The following is a 15458-nucleotide window of genomic DNA, read 5'->3' as shown; positions in this document are numbered from 1 at the left end:
TGGTTTTACGGGAATGGATCGGGGCCGCCGGGGGCGCGGCGGAGGAATCCCCGGGGGGTATTCGGTGGGCTGCGCTCAGCCGTTCGCCGCGGCTGCGCCGCCGATGATGTCCGCGGTCTCCTGCGGCCGGGTGCCGGTGAAATAGTGTCCGCCTTCGGTGAGTTCATGGAGCTCGACCTGGTCGGCGATGACCTTCCAGTCCCGGTAGCGCTCCGGACCCCGCTCGGTGGACGGGTCGTCCGCCGCGAGGACCACGTGGACGGGGGCGTTGAGACGGTGCGCCTGCGGGTCCTCGTGCAGGGCCAGCAGGTGGGCGTTGGTGGTGCACACGTCGTGGCGGTACGCCGTGCCGACGAGGTCGGCGCGTTCGGGCTTCAGCCCGTCCAGTTCCACGTAGGCGCTCTCCGCCAGCAGCCGCTGGGTGATCTCGGCCGCGCTGAGTGCGCTGACCTCGGTCGTCTCCGCCTCCAGGACGGCCACCGGGTCAAGGAGCATCGCCCCCAGGAACACCCGGGTCAGCTCGGCTCCGCTCGCCTCCAGCAACCGTGCGGTCGCCAGTGCGTGGGCGCTGCCGGCGCAGTGTCCCCAGAGCATGACGGGGCCGGTGACGTCGCGTCGTACCTCGTCGTGGACGCGGTGGGCGATCTGCGCGACGTCCTGGGGGAGTTCCGCGGTTCCGGTGAAGTCGCGGGCGGATGGTTCCACGCCGAGGACCGTGATGCGACGCTCGGCGAGCCGCTTGGCCAGGAGCTGGAAGTTCACGGCGTTGCCGCCCGCGTAAGGGAAGCAGACCAAGGTGGCCACCGCGTTCGGCACCGGGTCCGCCAGCCGTTGCAGCAGATCGTGCCCGGGTGCTTCGGCCGCCGCGCCGGAGTCGATGAGCCGGGCGAGGTCGGCGAGTACCGGCGTGCTGATGAGCTGCTTGAGCGAGATGGCCCGGTCGAGCTTGACGACGAGGCGTACGGCGGTGAGCGAGGTGGCGCCCAGGTCGAAGAAGTGGTCGCGGCGGCCGATCCGTTCGACCGGGATTCCGAGTGCCTCGGCCCATTCCGTGGCGAGCCGCTGTTCGGTGGGGGTCTCGGGGGTGGCCTGCGAGCCCTGCGCGTGCCCCAGGGTCTGCGCGAGCGCCGCGAGCGCCTGCTTGTCCACCTTGCCGTTCTCGTTGAGCGGCAGTGCGTCCAGGCGGTGGATGGGCGAGGGGACCATGTACGCGGGGAGCAGCGCCGCCAGATGGCGGTGCAGTGCCTCCTCCTCGACGTGCTTCCCGGCCGCGACGAACGCGACCAGGCTCTTCTCCGTGCCGGTGGTGTGCTCGACGAGGACGACGCAGTCCCGCACGCCCGTCGCGGCGCGCAGCTTGTTCTCGATCTCGCCGATCTCGATCCGGTAGCCGCGGATCTTGACCTGCTGGTCGCGGCGGCCGAGGAACTCGATGGTGCCCTCGGGCAGCCAGCGGCCGAAGTCTCCGGTGCGGTACATCCGTTCGCCCGGCACGTACGGGTCGGTGACGAACGCCTGCCGGGTGCGCTCCGCGTCGTTGATGTAGCCGCGTCCGACGGACACGCCGGCGAAGACGATCTCGCCGGGTGTGCCCAGGGGCGCCAGCCGTCCGTGCTCGTCGAGCACGTAGGTGCGGACGTTGCGCAGCGAGCGGCCCACCGAGACGAAGTCGCGGACCGGTGGCGCGGTGAGTACTTCGTGCATGGTGTCGTCACTGACTTCGGTGGCCCCGTAGGCGTTGACCAGTTGCACGTGCGGCTGGACCGCGAACCAGCGGCGGACCGGGTCGAGCTTGAGTGCCTCGCCGGTGATGGAGATCGAGCGCAGCACCCCGAGGTCGCGGGGCCGGCGTTCCAGCTCGCCGAGCAGGATCTCGAAGTACGAGGGCACCAGCTGTGCGACGGATACCCCGGCCAGGTCCAGTTCGGCGAGGAAGTGCTCGGGGGCGAGCTGGGTTTCGGTGTCCACGATGCGCGCCGACGCACCGACCAGGAGCGGTGCGACGAGCTGCCACAGGGAGATGTCGAAGCACTGGGAGGCGGTCTGCGCCACCACGTCGCCCTCGTGCAGGTCGACGGAGTCGATCTTGGCATGGAGGTGGTTGACCATTCCGGCGTGTTCGCACTGCGCGCCCTTGGGTGCGCCGGTGGATCCGGAGGTGAAGTACACGTAGGCCAGCTGGTCGGGGCGGATCTCGACGCCGGGGTCCGGGGCGTCGGCGCCGTCCTGGAGGAGGTCGTCCACGAGGAGGCAGGTCCTGGCACGGCCGGACACCTCGGCGGTGTCCGCGAGGAGCGGCCGCGCGGACCCCTGGCCGAGGACGAACCGGCACGCGCTGCGGTCGAGCTGGGTCGCGACGCGCCGTGCCGGGAAGTCGGGGCGTACGGGCAGATAGGCTCCGCCGGCCTTGAGGACGCCCAGGACGGCGGCCGCCCACGGCAGCGTGCGGTCCATCACCACGGCCACCACGTCCTCGGACCGCAGCCCCTGCGCCAGCAGTGCGGCGGCGATGCGGTTCGCCGCGGCGTTGAGGCTCGCGTAGTCCCATGTGGTCTCGCCGTGGGAGACGGCGGCCGCATGCGGATGGGCGTGCACCCGCGCCTCGAAGAGCTGGGGGAACATGGCATCGGGCAGGGGCAGGACGGGACCGGCCAGGCCGGTGATGTGGTGCTCCCGCTCCTCGTCGGAGAGCAGGTCCTGCAGGTGGTGCGCGGCGTCCGGGTCGGTGGTCAGCTGCTCGAAGGCCGTGCGGACGTAGGCGCCGAGCCGAGCCGCGTACGTCGTGTCGATGGCGTCCGTGCGGTACTGCAGGCGCAGTCGCGGCCGGGTGGCGTGCGCTGCCCACGTCACGCGGAGCGCGGTGTCCGGCGCGAGCGGGGTGGGCCCCTCGGGGTCCTCCGCTGCGGCCGGGGGGCGCAGGTCGAGCACGATGTCGTGCGGGGTGGCGCCGGGGTCCGCCCGGCAGTCGGCGGGCACCTGCTCCCGTTCCGCGGCCACCGCCGCCACCGCCGCCACGACACCGTGCCAGGACCCGTCCGGTATCCGGACCGTCAGGGTGTGCGGCGTCGTCGACCCGCCCGGCGCGGCAGCGGGGAAGTACCCGACCGTGACGGTCTTCTCGGCGGTGACCGCGCTGAGCACCTTCGTCAGGACGGCGAGGCGCAGGGTCTCCGCTGGTGCCGTCGGCCCCGTGACCGCGGCGTCGGCCGGGGTCCGGCCGGCGGGCAGTCGCACCGTCAGCTCGCGCACCGCGGCCGGTGCTCCTCCGCCGGGGGCGACCCACCGGGGTATCCGTGTCGGCGCAGGACGATGAACTCTGGACATGCCTCAACCCCCGTCTCCGGGCGGATGCGCCCGTGGCCCGACCGAACGTGCGGACTGTGACTCACCAGCTGGCGTCCTGCTGCCGCGGCCTTCAGCCACCCATGGCCTCGATGAGGCTCTTGGGGCGCATGTCGGTCCAGGTTTCGTTGACGTAGTCGAGTGCCGACTGGCGGTCCGTCGATTCGAGGGCCACCGTCCACCCGGCGGGCACTTCGGCGAACGTCGGCCAAAGGGAGTACTGCCCTTCGTCGTTCACCAGAACCAGGTAGGTGCCATCGGGGTCCTCGAAGGGATTTACGCTCATGGTCCGGCTCCTTCGCTCCTTCTTCACGCGCGGGTTTGCGCGGCACACAGGACCGAAGTGTACGAATCCCGGTGTGCCGGATCACCGGCTGACGGGAATTCCGGCGGGGATTCAGGAACGGCTTAATGATGGCGGAGGAGGCGAGCCGGAGCCGTCGCCTCAGTCATTCACCACCGGTGAAAATCCGTGACAGTGGTGGGCGCGCTTGCCACAGTGAACCGACACCCCGGGAGAGCGCCCGGGCCCGTGGAAAGGCGGCGCGAACGTGGACACCGCGCATCCCGCCACAGCGACGAGCGGTGAGTTCCGTTCCTTCATGACGTGCTTCCCGTCGGGGGTCGCCGTCCTCACCACAGCCCTGCCGGACGGGACTCCCCTGGGCATGACGTGCACGTCGCTGTGCAGCGTTTCCCTCTCGCCACCGGTGCTGCTGGTCTGCATCAGGAGTGCGAGCCCGACGTTGAAGGCCGTTCTGGAGCGGGGCGTCTTCGCGGCGAACCTGCTGCACGAGGACGCCCGGGACACCTCCGAACTGTTCAGTTCCGGTGCCCCCGACCGGTTCGACCGGGTGGCCTGGACACCCGGTCCGGGCAGTGGTGTCCCGCATCTGACCGACGGGGCCCACGCGATCGCCGACTGCACGGTGCGGCAGTACGACAGCATGGGCGACCACCGGGTGGTCTTCGCCGAAGTGACCGGGGTGCGGATCGCTTCCGGTCCGCCCCGGCCTCTGCTGTACGGCCTGCGCCAGTACGCGGGGTGGCCGTCCGGCTGACGGCCGCCCCGCTGGGCGGGTGACGCCGTTCAGGCGCGGGCGCCCGGCCCCGGTCCGCACGTGGTGCGCGCGGCTCCGCACGTGGTGCGCGCGGGCTCGGCCCTGCCGGAGTCAAGGGCAGGGCCGCCGACCATGGCGAGGGCCGAACCGAGCGCCGTGAGGGAGTGCAGCATCGTGTTCGACCGTCTTCGGCTGGTCACCAGGCCGGCTTCGCGCAGCACGGTCGCGTGCTGACTGGCCGCGGCGGGCGAGATGCCGAGCCTGCGGCCCAGTTCGCTGGTGCTGCACGTCTCGGTCAGCGCCTGGAGCACCTTGGCCCTGGTCCGGCCGACGAGGGCGGCCAGGGCGCGGTCCCCGGCCCTCGCGGCGCTCCACAGGCTGTCCGCCGTGTCGAGGTCCAGCGGTGCCGGGTAGACCAGCACGGGTGCCCGGTCCGTTCCCGCGGGGTCCGCGAAGACCATCGGCTGGGCGAGGAAGAGCGACGGCACGATGACGAGGCCGTTGCCCCGCAGCTCGATCTCCTGCTTACGGCCCGACGCCACGGTGAGCACGGGCGGGGACCAGTCGATCCAGGCGTGTAACGTGCTGAGCAGGTGCTCTATCCCGCCACCGACCAGGAGTCGGCAGCGCCGGTCCCGGTCGAGCTGGAGATGGGTGCGCGCCTGTGCCCAGTACGGGGCGACGCCCAGGTCGTGGACCCGCTCCATCACGGGGTCGAGGCATTCGACGTCGTCGGCCGCCCCTTCCGACGACACCAGGTCGAACAGCCAGCTGCCCCGGGCGCGCTGCTGCAGCTCCCCGGTTTCGGGAGCGGGTCGGGGCCGCAGTCCGCCCGGCCCCGTCAGCGCGTCGGCTGACGAGCGGGCCCGGCGCATCCTGAGACCGACCGCCTCGCGCCATTTGGCGAAGGGCGCTCCTCCCGCTCCCCGTCTCAGGAGATCGACCGCGAAGACCGCCTCCGCAACGGGACCCACCGTCGGCACGATCTTCAGTTTGGCGAGGTCATCAATGGTGAAGTGCACGTTCTGCATGGATCGATCCCCCAGGGGCGAGCATCCGCCGCTGGGCCGGCGGACGCGCACGCGAACGTCTTGCGGACAGGATCGGCGCGATCCACGGGGACGCGCCGGTATATGCCGGTCAACACGTCAGCCACATCCGCTGCATGACGGCACGTCAGTTCGACTGCCTCCGCGGAACGGCTTGACGTCGACACGCTGAGGTGCGGGGAATCCGTCGGTGGCCCGGCGGCCACGCCGCTTGAGCGGCCCCGCATCATCAAGGAGCACGACGGGAGCGGGATGCCAGGAACTCAACGACATCCACCCCCATGGAGAAGTGCTTCAACTGTCCACACTCTAAGGGCTCAATACGGTAAAGGTAACCACTATTTCAGGGCTACTTATCTACCTCATACAGCGTAGGGACGGCGATAGGCGTGACAGAAGGACGGCCCGGTCCGCCACCGCCGCGGGGGATCGACGGTGACGGCCGGAGCCGGGACCTGGCAGCGCGTCGGAATGCGGTCAGGCATCCCGTCGACGCAGCACGGCCAGGCCGATCAGGTGGGCCGCGACGGCCCAGGACAGGACGATCAGGAGGCCGACCAGCGAGGGGTACGGGTCACCGTCCCCCCTCATGAAGTGGTCGCCCGCGCTCTGCGGGAGGGCGTCGTTGATCTTCCGGAGCACCTCGCTGCCCGGCCCGAGCAGGACGAACGGCAGCCCGGCCAGCAGGAAGAAGAGGGAGGCCAGCGCGCCGACGGCGGACCTGCACACAAAGGCGACACCGACCGAGAGCATCGCGACGAGGGCCAAGTAGGCGCCGATGGACAGCAGTTGGACCACCGCCTCCCCCGTCTCGAACGACGCGTGCCCGCGGAAGGGGACCCACGCCACGGCCATGCCCAGCGCGCCGAGCAGCACTCCGCCGACGAACGAGACGGCTCCGGTGACGGTCGCCTTCGCCAGCTGCACCCGGTGCCTGACCGGAACCCACTGCAGCGAGGTGCGGATGCTGCCCGTGGCGTACTCGCTCGTCACGGTCGTCATCGCCAGGACGACGACGATGAACTGCAGCAGGATGACGGAGGCGATCGGCGCCTTGCCGACCGCCTGCACCGGCTCGTCGTTGATCCGCGCGATGGATCCGTAGTAGAAGGCGAACACCGCCGTCAGCCCCACGCCCACCGCCATGCAGACGTACGGCGTACGGGTCGTCCACAACTTGCCCCACTCGGCGGCGACGGCTCCCAGGAGCCCGCCACCCGTGTGCTCCGTGCGGGACCGCTCGGGAGCGTCCGCACGTGTCGTACGTGTCACGGTCGCCATTCCCTCACGCCTCCGTCTTCCGCTGGGTGGCCGGTACGCCGAAGACCGTGCGCGCCGTGCCGTATTCAACGCTCTCCGCCGTCAGTTCCATGTACGCCTGTTCCAGTGATGCGGACACCGCATTCAAGCCATGCAGCCGTACGCCGAGTCGGTGCGCCAGGTCGCCGACTTCCTCCACCGTCCAGCCGCTGACCACCACCTCGTCGTCGCCGGCCGGCTCCACCCGCGCGCCCTCGGAGGCCAGCAACTGCTCGGTCAGCGCCCGCAGTCCCTCGGCGTGGGGGCTGCGCACGCGCACGCCGGCCCGGGAGCTGCTCGCCAGCAATTCCGCGATGGGGGCGTCGGCCAGCAGCTTCCCCCTGCCGATGACGACGAGCTGGTCCGCGGTCAGCTGCATCTCGCTCATCAGGTGGCTGGAGAGAAAGACGGTCCGGCCCTCGGCGGCCTGGGTCCGCACGAGTTCACGGACCCACCGCACGCCGTCGGGATCCAGGCCGTTGACCGGCTCGTCGAAGATGAGGACCTGGGGGTCGCCGAGCAGGGCGCCCGCGACGCCGAGCCGCTGGTACATGCCGAGCGAGAACGAACCGGCTCGCCTGCGCGCCACCTTCGTGAGGCCCACCGTCTCCAGCACCTCGTCCACGCGGCGCGCCGGGATGCCGTTGCTGCGCGCCATGGTGAGCAGGTGGTTGCGGGCCGAACGGGCGGGGTGCAGCGCCTTGGCCTCCAGGAGGGCGCCGACCTCGCGCACGGGGTGGCGCAGCGAGGAGTAGGGCTTGCCGTCGATGAGGGCCTCGCCGTCGGTGGGGTTGTCGAGGCCGAGGATCATGCGCATGGTCGTCGACTTGCCCGCACCGTTGGGGCCGAGGAAGCCCGTCACCTGCCCTTCCTTGATGTCCAGCGTCAAGCCGTCGACGGCGAGCGTGTCGCCGTACCGCTTGGTCAGTCCTCGCAGGGTGATCACGTGTTTCCCTCGTCCGTTCCCTCGGAATCCCTGTTCCGGGATCAACCGTAGGAAGCGCGCGGCCCGCGCACATCTGCCGTTCGGCAGCGGCTCCCCTTACCAACGGCACCACCGTCCATGACTTTCGTCAGGGGGCTCGCCAATGAGCCATCAGCAGGCCGCTTCTGACGGCTCGCCAGAGTGGGCGTCCGTATACTGCACCGGTGATCCAGGTGCTGCTGGCAGACGACGAGGCCATGATCCGTGCGGGTGTCCGGGCGATCCTTTCGAAGGACCCCGGCATCGAGGTCGTCGCCGAGGCGGCCGACGGAGACGAGGCCGTCCAAGGGGTGCGCCGGCACCGGCCCGATGTGGCGCTGCTCGACATCCAGATGCCGCGGCTCGACGGCATCGCGGCCGCTGCCCGGATCCACCGCGAACTGCCCGGAACGGCCGTGCTCATGCTGACCACCTTCGGCGAGGACGACTTCATAGCCAGGGCGCTCCAGGAGGGTGCGAACGGCTTCCTGCTGAAGGCGGGTGATCCGCGGGAGCTGATCGCGGGGGTGCACGCGGTCGCCGCGGGCGGGGCGTACCTCTCGCGGAAGGTGGCGGACCGGGTGGTCGCGGGGCTCCGCGGTGGCCACATGGCGAACGGGGCGTCCCGCTACCCCGTCGGGGACCTCACGGAACGGGAGCACGAGGTCCTGGCGCTGCTGGGGACGGGCCTGTCGAACGCCGAGATCGGAGCGCGTCTGCACCTGGTGGAAGGCACCGTGAAGGCGCACGTCAGCGCGGTACTCGGCAAGCTCGGGGTGCGCAACCGGGTCGAGGCGGCGATCGCGGCCTACGAGGCGGGCCTGACCGGCCGTCGTGACCGGTGACCCGGGTCCGACGTCCGCCATCAGGCTCCCGGCGTGAATCCGAAGTCCGCGGCGAGGTGTGCCACGCTCGGGGGACGGCCGAGGCAGCTGCTGACCGCTGCCGCTTCCACGGCCCGCAGGGACTGGCGGGCCAGCTCGGCCGGCAGCACCTCGATGTCGGTGAGCAGGGTGACCCAGACGTCCGACCCGCGGCCGCGCACCCGCAGGGTCTGTTCGGTGCCGTGCGCCTGGAAGGGCTCGGAGCAGGTCACGTCCGAGCCGAGCGGCTCCAGTTCGGCCCGCGTCGGGGCGGCGTCGAGCACGGCGCCCGGCTGTTTGTCGAGGCAGTCGAAGAGCCGCTCCAGGCGCACGGGGCCGTGCTCGGCGGCGGCCTCGGCGAAGAGCCGCTCGACGCTCGTGATGTCGTACTTGCCGTGGTGGTACGCCTTCAGCAGGTCGTGCTGGCAGCGGCGTGCCGCCTCCATGACGGTCTCGGTGCGCGCCGTGTGCAGGACGGTCAGACCGGGCTGGCACATGCAGGCGAGGCTGCTGCCCGTGCCCGGTTCGAACCGGTTGGTGACCATCACTTTGAACGGTATCCGCTCCTGGCCGGTATGCGCCGCGAACAGCGAGCAGAAGGGTGCGAGGACCAGCGCGCCCAGGGAGACCCGCTCCGCGTGCCTGAGCCAGCGGGACGCGGTGCGCAGGGCCGTGGAGTACAGGTCGACGCGGACCATGGTCCTGGGCCGCTTGCCCGTCATGCCCTCGGCGCCGGCCGGGACGTGTGGGCTCACCGGTACTTCGAGGTACTTCGCACGCAGGTACGCCAGGGTGCGCTGGTGCCTGCGCCGGCCCGACGGGGAGTTCTCGGAGGCGGCGATGTCGCAGGGCTGGGCGCGCTGCTCGTCCTGCCGCCACTCCCGGGGCAGTGCGGCGAGCAGTTGGTGGAACTCGCTCCTGAGCAGGGCGTGGGCGAACGCGTCCGATGCGCTGTGGTTGACCACGCAGAGGACCAGCCAGACGAGCCCGTCGCCGTCGCGTACCAGCCCGAACCGCACGGGCAGGTCGCGGCTCAGGTCGAATGACGCCCCTGAGACCTGCTTGACCAGCGGGTGCTCCAGCATGTTCGTGTCGCGGTCGGCGACGGTGTCGACGGGGACGTCCAGCGGTCCTACCTCGTGCACCCGCTGTACCAGCCCGCCCGCCGCCGGGTCGTCCACCAGCGTCGTCCTCAGTCCCTCGTGGCGGCGCACCAGTTCGGCGAGCGCCGCCCTGACGGCCGGTTCTTCGGCGGGGACCGCCGGCTTCCACCACTGGCACAGGTTGAACAGGTGCCGCCGCTCCGGTGGCGCCGCCATCTGCTCGTACCACTGCGCCCGCTGTCCGAAGGTGGCCGGCGCGCTGCGCACGACGTCGTCGCCGGGCCCGGTCTCGTCGAGAGGAGTGATGGCGGTCGGCCTTCCGTCGGGGCGGGTTTCCGCGGTGGTGCCGGTCATGCCGTGGTGTAGGCGTCGGCCTGCAGTGCGTACATGTCCGCGTAGCGGCCTCCGCTCGCCATGAGTTCGGCGTGCGTGCCCTGTTCCACGATGCGGCCCTGGTGCAGGACGACGATGCGTTCCGCCCTGCGGACGTTGACCAGGCGGTGGGTGACCAGGATCGTGGTCCGTGATCCGGTGCCCTCGCCGTCCAAGGCGCTGGCGCGGCGCAGGCCCTCGAAGACGACGGCCTCCGCCTTGGCGTCCAGTGCGGCCGTGGGCTCGTCGGCGAGGAGGACGGCGGCGTCGCGGTAGACGCCGCGGGCGACGCCGAGGCGCTGCCACTGGCCTCCCGAGAGGTCCCGGCCGCCGACGAACTCCTTGGACAGGATGGTGTCCTCGCCCTTGGGCAGGGACCGCACCACCTCGTCCGCGCCCGACGCGGACACCGCCCGCCGCCAGCGCTCCTTGGACGTGTCGTCGTACTCCAGGCGCCCCATGCGGATGTTGTTTCCCGCGGTCATCGGCCAGCGGGCCGGTTCCTGGGAGATCAGCGCCACCTGGTCGAGGACCGACTCCTCGGTCGTGGTGGCGATGTCCACCCCGTCCCACAGCACCGCGCCGGACGTGGGCCGGTACAGACCGGCGATGATCTTGCTGAGAGTGGTCTTGCCCGACCCGTTCTCGCCGACGAGTGCCACCACTTCGCCGCGTCTGATGCACAGGTTGATGTCGCGCAGGGCGTGCTGGGTGCTGCCGGGGTAGCTGAACTCGACGTTCTCGATGCGGATCTCGGTGGGGTTGTGCGGGGCCAGGGCGGCGCACGGGGGGTGGTGGCGGCCCGCGGCGTCACTCAGGAGGCCGTGGTAGAGGTCGATGTAGTGCGACAGTTCGTACACCCGGTTGAGCGAGCGCATCGTGGCCGCGAGCCCGGTGTTGGCGTTGCGCATCGCCAACACGGCCGTGCCCGCCAGGGCGAGGGGCATGACCCCCTGGTGCAGCAGGAGGCCCAGCAGGACGTAGGCGAGCCCGGTGCTCAGACCGCTGAGGGTGCGGCCCACCAGCTGGACGAACCCCTTCTTCGTCTCCAGCCGCACGGTCTCCTCGGTCAGCTGGGAGGCGACGCGGCGGTGCTCGGCCATGAGCTGGTCCTGGAGGCGGTACGCGCGCACTTCCGCTGCCAACTCGCGCTTGACGATGAGGTCCTGGACCACGCCGATGCGCAACTGGCGGGTGGCGTTGCTCAGGAAGCTGAGGAAGTCCAGTTTGCCGACCTGGGTCGCCGACCACATCTCCGCCAGCGCGGCGAGCAGCATGACCGGCAGCAGCCACAGGCTCAGCACGGCGGTGGCGACGAGCGCGGACGCCATCGTCACCACCGATCTGAGCGCTTCGGCGAGGAGCCGGATGCTCTGGTCGATCGACGGCAGGCCGCGTCGTATGCCCTGCCGGATCAGCTCGCGGAAGCTGGGGTCGTCGAACGCCTTGAGTTCGACCGCGACGACCGCGCTGTTCATCGCGTCCTGGGCCTCTTCCATGATGCGGGGCCGCAGCCGGCCCTGCAGGACGGTGGCCGCGCTGTCCATCAGGGCGCGGGTGGCGTACGAGGCCACGACGGCGAGCACCGACGGCAGGGATTCCACCACGCGGTCCGGGGTGGGCCCCTCGGACAGCAGGACGGTCAGGACGTTCGCCGTGGCGAGCAGGCCGACCGCGGCCACGGCACCGGCGAGCAGCTGGGCCACGCCCACGACGACGGTGAGTGCGGGCGAGGCGCGCCAGGACAGTCGCACGATGGCCGTGATGGCGGCGGGGACGGCACGCAGGGTCGCGGTGACACTGCGCTGGGCGGCCGTCTCGCCCGGGGTGGCCCAGGTGGGCTTCGCGAAGTCCTCCGTGCCGATGAGGGAGGGCGTTCGCTGCGCCGGTCCGTTCTCCACGGGTCTCCTCAGCTTCTCGGCGGGATCGGCGTGCGGGTGAGGTGGACGGCGATGCGGTCGAGTCCGGTGCGCAGCTCGGCCCGGTCGCGTACGAGCGCGATCCGGACCCAGCCGTGGCCGGCCTCCGGCGGCGCGAAGAAGGACGCGCCGGGGGCGACGAGGACCCCGGCGTCCTCGACCAGCCGCCGGGCCAGCTCCCCCGAGTCACCGGCCAGCGCGGCCGTGCCGGCCAGGACGAACCAGCCGCCCTGCGGGGCACGCACCGTGCAGCCGGTCCTGCGCAGCGCCTCGCACACCAGGTCGCGGCGGTCCTGGAACAGCGCGCGAGCGGTGGCGACCGACGCCTCGTCGGTGGGCCCGAACGCCACCGCGCCACGCTGCAGCGGGTGGGGCGCGCCGAGTGTGGTGCGCTCGTGCACCCGGCGCAGTGCCGCGGTGAGGTCGGGCGGTGCGAGGCAGTAGCCGAGCCGCCAGCCGCTCATCGCCCGGGTCTTGGAGAGGCTCCCGACGACCACCGAGCGGTGGCGCAGGGCCGTCAGGTCGCCCACGGGTGACAGGTGCCGGTGCCCGTCGTAGACGAACCGGTCGTAGACCTCGTCGGTGATCAGCGTCAGGTCGTGCCGTTCGCACACGGCGGTGAGCGCGTCGAACTCGGCCCGGTCGAAGACACGACCGGTGGGGTTGTGCGGGTTGTTGAGGAGCACCGCCCGGGTCCGGGGCGTCACGGCGGCTTCCAGCGCATCCGCTTCGAGGCGCCAGACGCCGTCGGTCAGGGGCACGAAACGCGGTACGGCACCGGCCAGTTCGACGACTCCGGGGTGGTTCTCGAAGAAGGGCTGCGGGACGAGCACCTCGTCGCCCGGGTCGGTGGCCGCGATGAGCGCGACCAGCACGCCTTCGGTGGCTCCGGCGCTGATGGTGATCTCGTGCTCGGCGTCGACCGGCACGCCGCGCACGGCGGTGAGTTCCGCCGCCAGGGCGCGCCGGAGTTCCGGCAGCCCGGCGGGGTCGGCGTACTGGTTGCCCCCGGAGCGCAGGGCCGCGACGGCGGCTTCGACCGCGGCCTCGGCCGGTCCGCCCTGGGGGATGCCGAGGGCGAGGTCGATGGCCCCGCCCGCGCGCGCGGCGGGCAGCAGCGCGGCGAGCGCCATCGGGGTGACCCGCGCCGTACGCCGGGACAGCCGGGTCATGCGGGGCCTTTGGTGGTGCGGTCCGCCGCGCTCACAGTTCGCAGTCCGCCCGGTCGATCGGGTCGCCCATGGCCACCAGGACCTCGCGCTCGCCCTTGAAGGGTTCGCGGCCGTGGGCGAGCCGTATGTTGTCGACGACCATGAGGTCCCCGCGCTGCCAGCGCTCCGCGGTCCTGACCTTCTCGTGGGCGTCGTTGAGCAGTTCGATGGTGGCCCGGTCCACCGGTTCGCCGTTGCCGTGGAAGGTGCGGAAGGGCAGGTCGTCGCCGCACTCGTCGCGCAGCAGCTCGCGCACGTCGTCCTGGAGGCTCCACTCGCTCCAGAAGGCGACGTGGTTGAACCAGGAGGTGTCGCCGCTCTCCGGGTGGCGGATGAGCGCGGACCGGTGCTGCGTGGTGGTGAGCCGGTCACCGTGCCAGCTCGTGGTGAGCCCTTGCGCCGCCGCGTACTTCTCCACCTCGTCGCGGTCGTCGGTGGCGAACGCCTCCTGCCAGGTCAGCCCGTAGTACCCCCAGTAGTTGCGCACCAGCGTCCATCCTTCGTCGGCGAAGCGCCCCACCAGGGCGTCGGGAAGGAGATCGGTGATGGCGCGCATGTCCCCGAGGAAGGTCTCCCCGCCCGCCGTGGGCGGGGTCAGGCAGCCGAACACCAGGAGCTGGGGGAAGCTCAGCGCGTAGCTGTTCTCGTTGTGCAGCCGGATGCGCCGCCTGGCGGGTACGTCGGTGGCGGTGAACACTCCCTTTCCGTACGCGCTGCGGGGCGTCGCCTTCTCCACGTAGTCGGCCGGGCGCCCCACGATGCGGTCGCGCAGCAGGGCGAACTCGTCCGCCGTGGTGAACGGCAGGCCGCGCAGCAGCACCGCGCCGTGCTCCCGGCGCAGGGCGTGCAGGTCGTCGAGGTGCGCCGTGATCCAGTCGGCCGCGTCGGCCACCGTGCGGTGGCGCTCGGTGCCGAGGACGAACGGGGCCTGCTGCGGGTCGGGGTGCATGGGGATCTCCTCCGGGTCGGTGGGTCAGCGTCCGGAGCTGACGGGCAGGTTCAGCAGGCCGCGCAGCGCGGCCGTCGGCCGGCGCCGCAGCCGCCCGGCGCGGCGCAGTTCGGGGAGCCGCTCGGCCAGGACGCTCAGTGCCACGTCGGCCTCCATCCGGGCCAGCGGGGCGCCGACACAGTAGTGGGCTCCACTGAGGAACGCCAGGTGCTGGCCCGCGTCGGGCCGGGTGATGTCGAAGCGGTGCGGGTCGGGGAAGACGTCGGGATCGCGGTTGGCGGCGCCGAGGACGAGCATGAGGACGGTGCCCGACGGCAGCGTCACTCCGCCGAGGTGCAGGGTGTCGCGTACGACGCGGATCGAGTACTGCACCGGCGGGTCGTAGCGCAGCGACTCCTCGGCCACCGCCGGGGCCAGCTTCGGGTCGGCGACGAGGGCCTCCCACTGCTCGCGGTCGGACAGCAGGCGCAGTACGGCGTTGGACACCAGGTTCGTCGTGGTCTCGAACCCGGCGGTGAGCAGGAGCTGGCAGGTGCCGATGATCTCCTGTTCGGGCAGCCGCTCGTCGCCCTGCGGCCTCAGCAGGTCGCTGACGAGGTCGTCGCCGGGTTCGTCGCGGCGCCTGCGGACCAGGGCGGTGAACATGGCGTCGAGTTCGCCGGCCGCCTCGCGGAACTCCGTGGCCTGCCGTACCGAGCGGACCCCGTCGATGGCCCGGCCCGTCACGAGGCCGTAGTGGGCGAAGCGGTCCACGTCGACGTCGGTGATGCCGAGCAGTTCGCTGATCACGGTGATCGGCAGGGGGGAGGCGAAGTCGGTCACGAGGTCGAAGTCGCCGCCCCTGTCCAGCGCGGCGTCGAGCAGGCGGTGGGCGACCTCCTCGGTGCGGTGCCGGTACTCGGCGATCTTGCGGGTGCGGAACGCGGGGGCGACGAGCCGTCGCCACCGCATGTGGTCGGCCACCTCACCGTCCAGGAAAGAGGCGTTGCCGCCCCCGGCCGGGGCGTCGGCTGCGGCGGGCTCCGCCGTGCCCGCGTCCTCGTTGCGGCGCCCGAACGCGGAGTCCCGCAGCACCTGGCCGCACAGCTCGTGCGCCGTCACGGCCTGGACTCCGGCCCTGCTCCGGTACACCGGCCCTTCGGCCCGGATGCCCTCGTACAGCGGATAGGGGTCGGCCAGGTGCTCGTGCAGCATCAGCCGGCAGACGAGGTCGCCCCTCCTCGCGTGGCTCCAGAGCACGGCGCGCTTGTACTGGAGCCTGGCGGCGCTGCGGAGCTTCTCCGCGTTCGGCATGTCGGTACCCCCGGGTCGGTGGATGCCCTGACT

Annotated in this window: 12 protein-coding genes; 2 read left to right on the top strand and 10 right to left on the bottom strand. The window is 71.6% G+C overall.

Annotation, left to right across the window (positions count from 1 at the left end; translation table 11 throughout):
• Window positions 1-75 precede the first annotated feature (75 nt).
• Together KKZ08_RS35300 and KKZ08_RS35295 are read right to left on the bottom strand one after the other, a co-directional pair.
• A complete protein-coding gene (locus KKZ08_RS35300) occupies window positions 76-3249 on the bottom strand; it encodes an amino acid adenylation domain-containing protein (protein ID WP_223778305.1) in 3174 nt (1057 codons plus the stop codon).
• A 166-nt stretch (window positions 3250-3415) separates the two neighbouring features.
• Complete coding sequence (locus tag KKZ08_RS35295; protein WP_223778304.1) at window positions 3416-3628, bottom strand: MbtH family protein; 213 nt, start codon at window positions 3626-3628, stop codon at window positions 3416-3418.
• A 316-nt stretch (window positions 3629-3944) separates the two neighbouring features.
• Between KKZ08_RS35295 and KKZ08_RS35290 the strand changes: the two genes are divergently transcribed.
• Window positions 3945-4403, top strand: coding sequence for a flavin reductase family protein (locus KKZ08_RS35290; RefSeq protein ID WP_223778303.1), 459 nt, complete (start codon window positions 3945-3947; stop codon window positions 4401-4403).
• Between the two features lie 29 nt (window positions 4404-4432).
• Here the strand turns inward: KKZ08_RS35290 and KKZ08_RS35285 are convergent, their stop codons facing one another.
• From KKZ08_RS35285 to KKZ08_RS35275, 3 genes are all read right to left on the bottom strand, one after another.
• Window positions 4433-5434, bottom strand: a complete 1002-nt coding sequence (locus KKZ08_RS35285; protein ID WP_223778302.1) for a winged helix-turn-helix domain-containing protein — start codon at window positions 5432-5434, stop codon at window positions 4433-4435.
• Between the two features lie 495 nt (window positions 5435-5929).
• Window positions 5930-6733 carry an ABC transporter permease gene (locus KKZ08_RS35280; protein WP_223778301.1) on the bottom strand — a complete coding sequence of 268 codons (804 nt, stop codon included), beginning with the start codon at window positions 6731-6733 and terminating at the stop codon, window positions 5930-5932.
• A gap of 4 nt (window positions 6734-6737) precedes the next feature.
• The gene (locus tag KKZ08_RS35275; RefSeq protein ID WP_223778300.1) at window positions 6738-7697 is read right to left on the bottom strand and encodes an ABC transporter ATP-binding protein; all 960 of its coding nucleotides are present in this window, start codon (window positions 7695-7697) and stop codon (window positions 6738-6740) included.
• A 212-nt stretch (window positions 7698-7909) separates the two neighbouring features.
• Here KKZ08_RS35275 and KKZ08_RS35270 point away from each other — a divergent pair, with 212 nt between their 5' ends.
• The gene (locus KKZ08_RS35270; RefSeq protein ID WP_276573924.1) at window positions 7910-8560 is read left to right on the top strand and encodes a response regulator transcription factor; all 651 of its coding nucleotides are present in this window, start codon (window positions 7910-7912) and stop codon (window positions 8558-8560) included.
• Window positions 8561-8580: 20 nt separating this feature from the next.
• Here the strand turns inward: KKZ08_RS35270 and KKZ08_RS35265 are convergent, their stop codons facing one another.
• The 5 genes from KKZ08_RS35265 to KKZ08_RS35245 are packed head-to-tail and all read right to left on the bottom strand — an operon-like array spanning window position 8581 to window position 15425.
• Window positions 8581-10035 carry a condensation domain-containing protein gene (locus KKZ08_RS35265; protein WP_223778298.1) on the bottom strand — a complete coding sequence of 485 codons (1455 nt, stop codon included), beginning with the start codon at window positions 10033-10035 and terminating at the stop codon, window positions 8581-8583.
• Window positions 10032-11954 (bottom strand): ABC transporter ATP-binding protein, encoded by a 1923-nt coding sequence (locus KKZ08_RS35260; RefSeq protein WP_223778297.1) that lies wholly within the window; start codon window positions 11952-11954, stop codon window positions 10032-10034. Before KKZ08_RS35260 ends, KKZ08_RS35265 begins: the two co-directional genes overlap by 4 nt.
• A gap of 8 nt (window positions 11955-11962) precedes the next feature.
• Complete coding sequence (locus tag KKZ08_RS35255) at window positions 11963-13144, bottom strand: pyridoxal phosphate-dependent aminotransferase (RefSeq protein ID WP_223778296.1); 1182 nt, start codon at window positions 13142-13144, stop codon at window positions 11963-11965.
• A gap of 31 nt (window positions 13145-13175) precedes the next feature.
• Window positions 13176-14132, bottom strand: coding sequence for a TauD/TfdA family dioxygenase (locus KKZ08_RS35250; RefSeq protein WP_223778295.1), 957 nt, complete (start codon window positions 14130-14132; stop codon window positions 13176-13178).
• Window positions 14133-14156: 24 nt separating this feature from the next.
• Complete coding sequence (locus KKZ08_RS35245) at window positions 14157-15425, bottom strand: cytochrome P450 (protein ID WP_223778294.1); 1269 nt, start codon at window positions 15423-15425, stop codon at window positions 14157-14159.
• Between the last annotated feature and the right edge of the window lie 33 nt (window positions 15426-15458).

The organism is Streptomyces sp. 135 (genome assembly GCF_020026305.1).
Taxonomy (GTDB): domain Bacteria; phylum Actinomycetota; class Actinomycetes; order Streptomycetales; family Streptomycetaceae; genus Streptomyces.
The sequence above is the reverse complement of the archived record's forward strand: the minus strand, read 5'-3'. Positions and strand labels throughout refer to the sequence as shown.

What these genes read in the sequence shown, in the direction of transcription:
- KKZ08_RS35280 (WP_223778301.1), bottom strand. Translation starts at nt 6,733, where the DNA reads ATGGCGACCGTGACACGTACGACACGTGCGGACGCTCCCGAGCGGTCC.
- KKZ08_RS35285 (WP_223778302.1), bottom strand. Translation starts at nt 5,434, where the DNA reads ATGCAGAACGTGCACTTCACCATTGATGACCTCGCCAAACTGAAGATC.
- KKZ08_RS35245 (WP_223778294.1), bottom strand. Translation starts at nt 15,425, where the DNA reads ATGCCGAACGCGGAGAAGCTCCGCAGCGCCGCCAGGCTCCAGTACAAG.
- KKZ08_RS35265 (WP_223778298.1), bottom strand. Translation starts at nt 10,035, where the DNA reads ATGACCGGCACCACCGCGGAAACCCGCCCCGACGGAAGGCCGACCGCC.
- KKZ08_RS35295 (WP_223778304.1), bottom strand. Translation starts at nt 3,628, where the DNA reads ATGAGCGTAAATCCCTTCGAGGACCCCGATGGCACCTACCTGGTTCTG.
- KKZ08_RS35255 (WP_223778296.1), bottom strand. Translation starts at nt 13,144, where the DNA reads ATGACCCGGCTGTCCCGGCGTACGGCGCGGGTCACCCCGATGGCGCTC.
- KKZ08_RS35250 (WP_223778295.1), bottom strand. Translation starts at nt 14,132, where the DNA reads ATGCACCCCGACCCGCAGCAGGCCCCGTTCGTCCTCGGCACCGAGCGC.
- KKZ08_RS35290 (WP_223778303.1), top strand. Translation starts at nt 3,945, where the DNA reads ATGACGTGCTTCCCGTCGGGGGTCGCCGTCCTCACCACAGCCCTGCCG.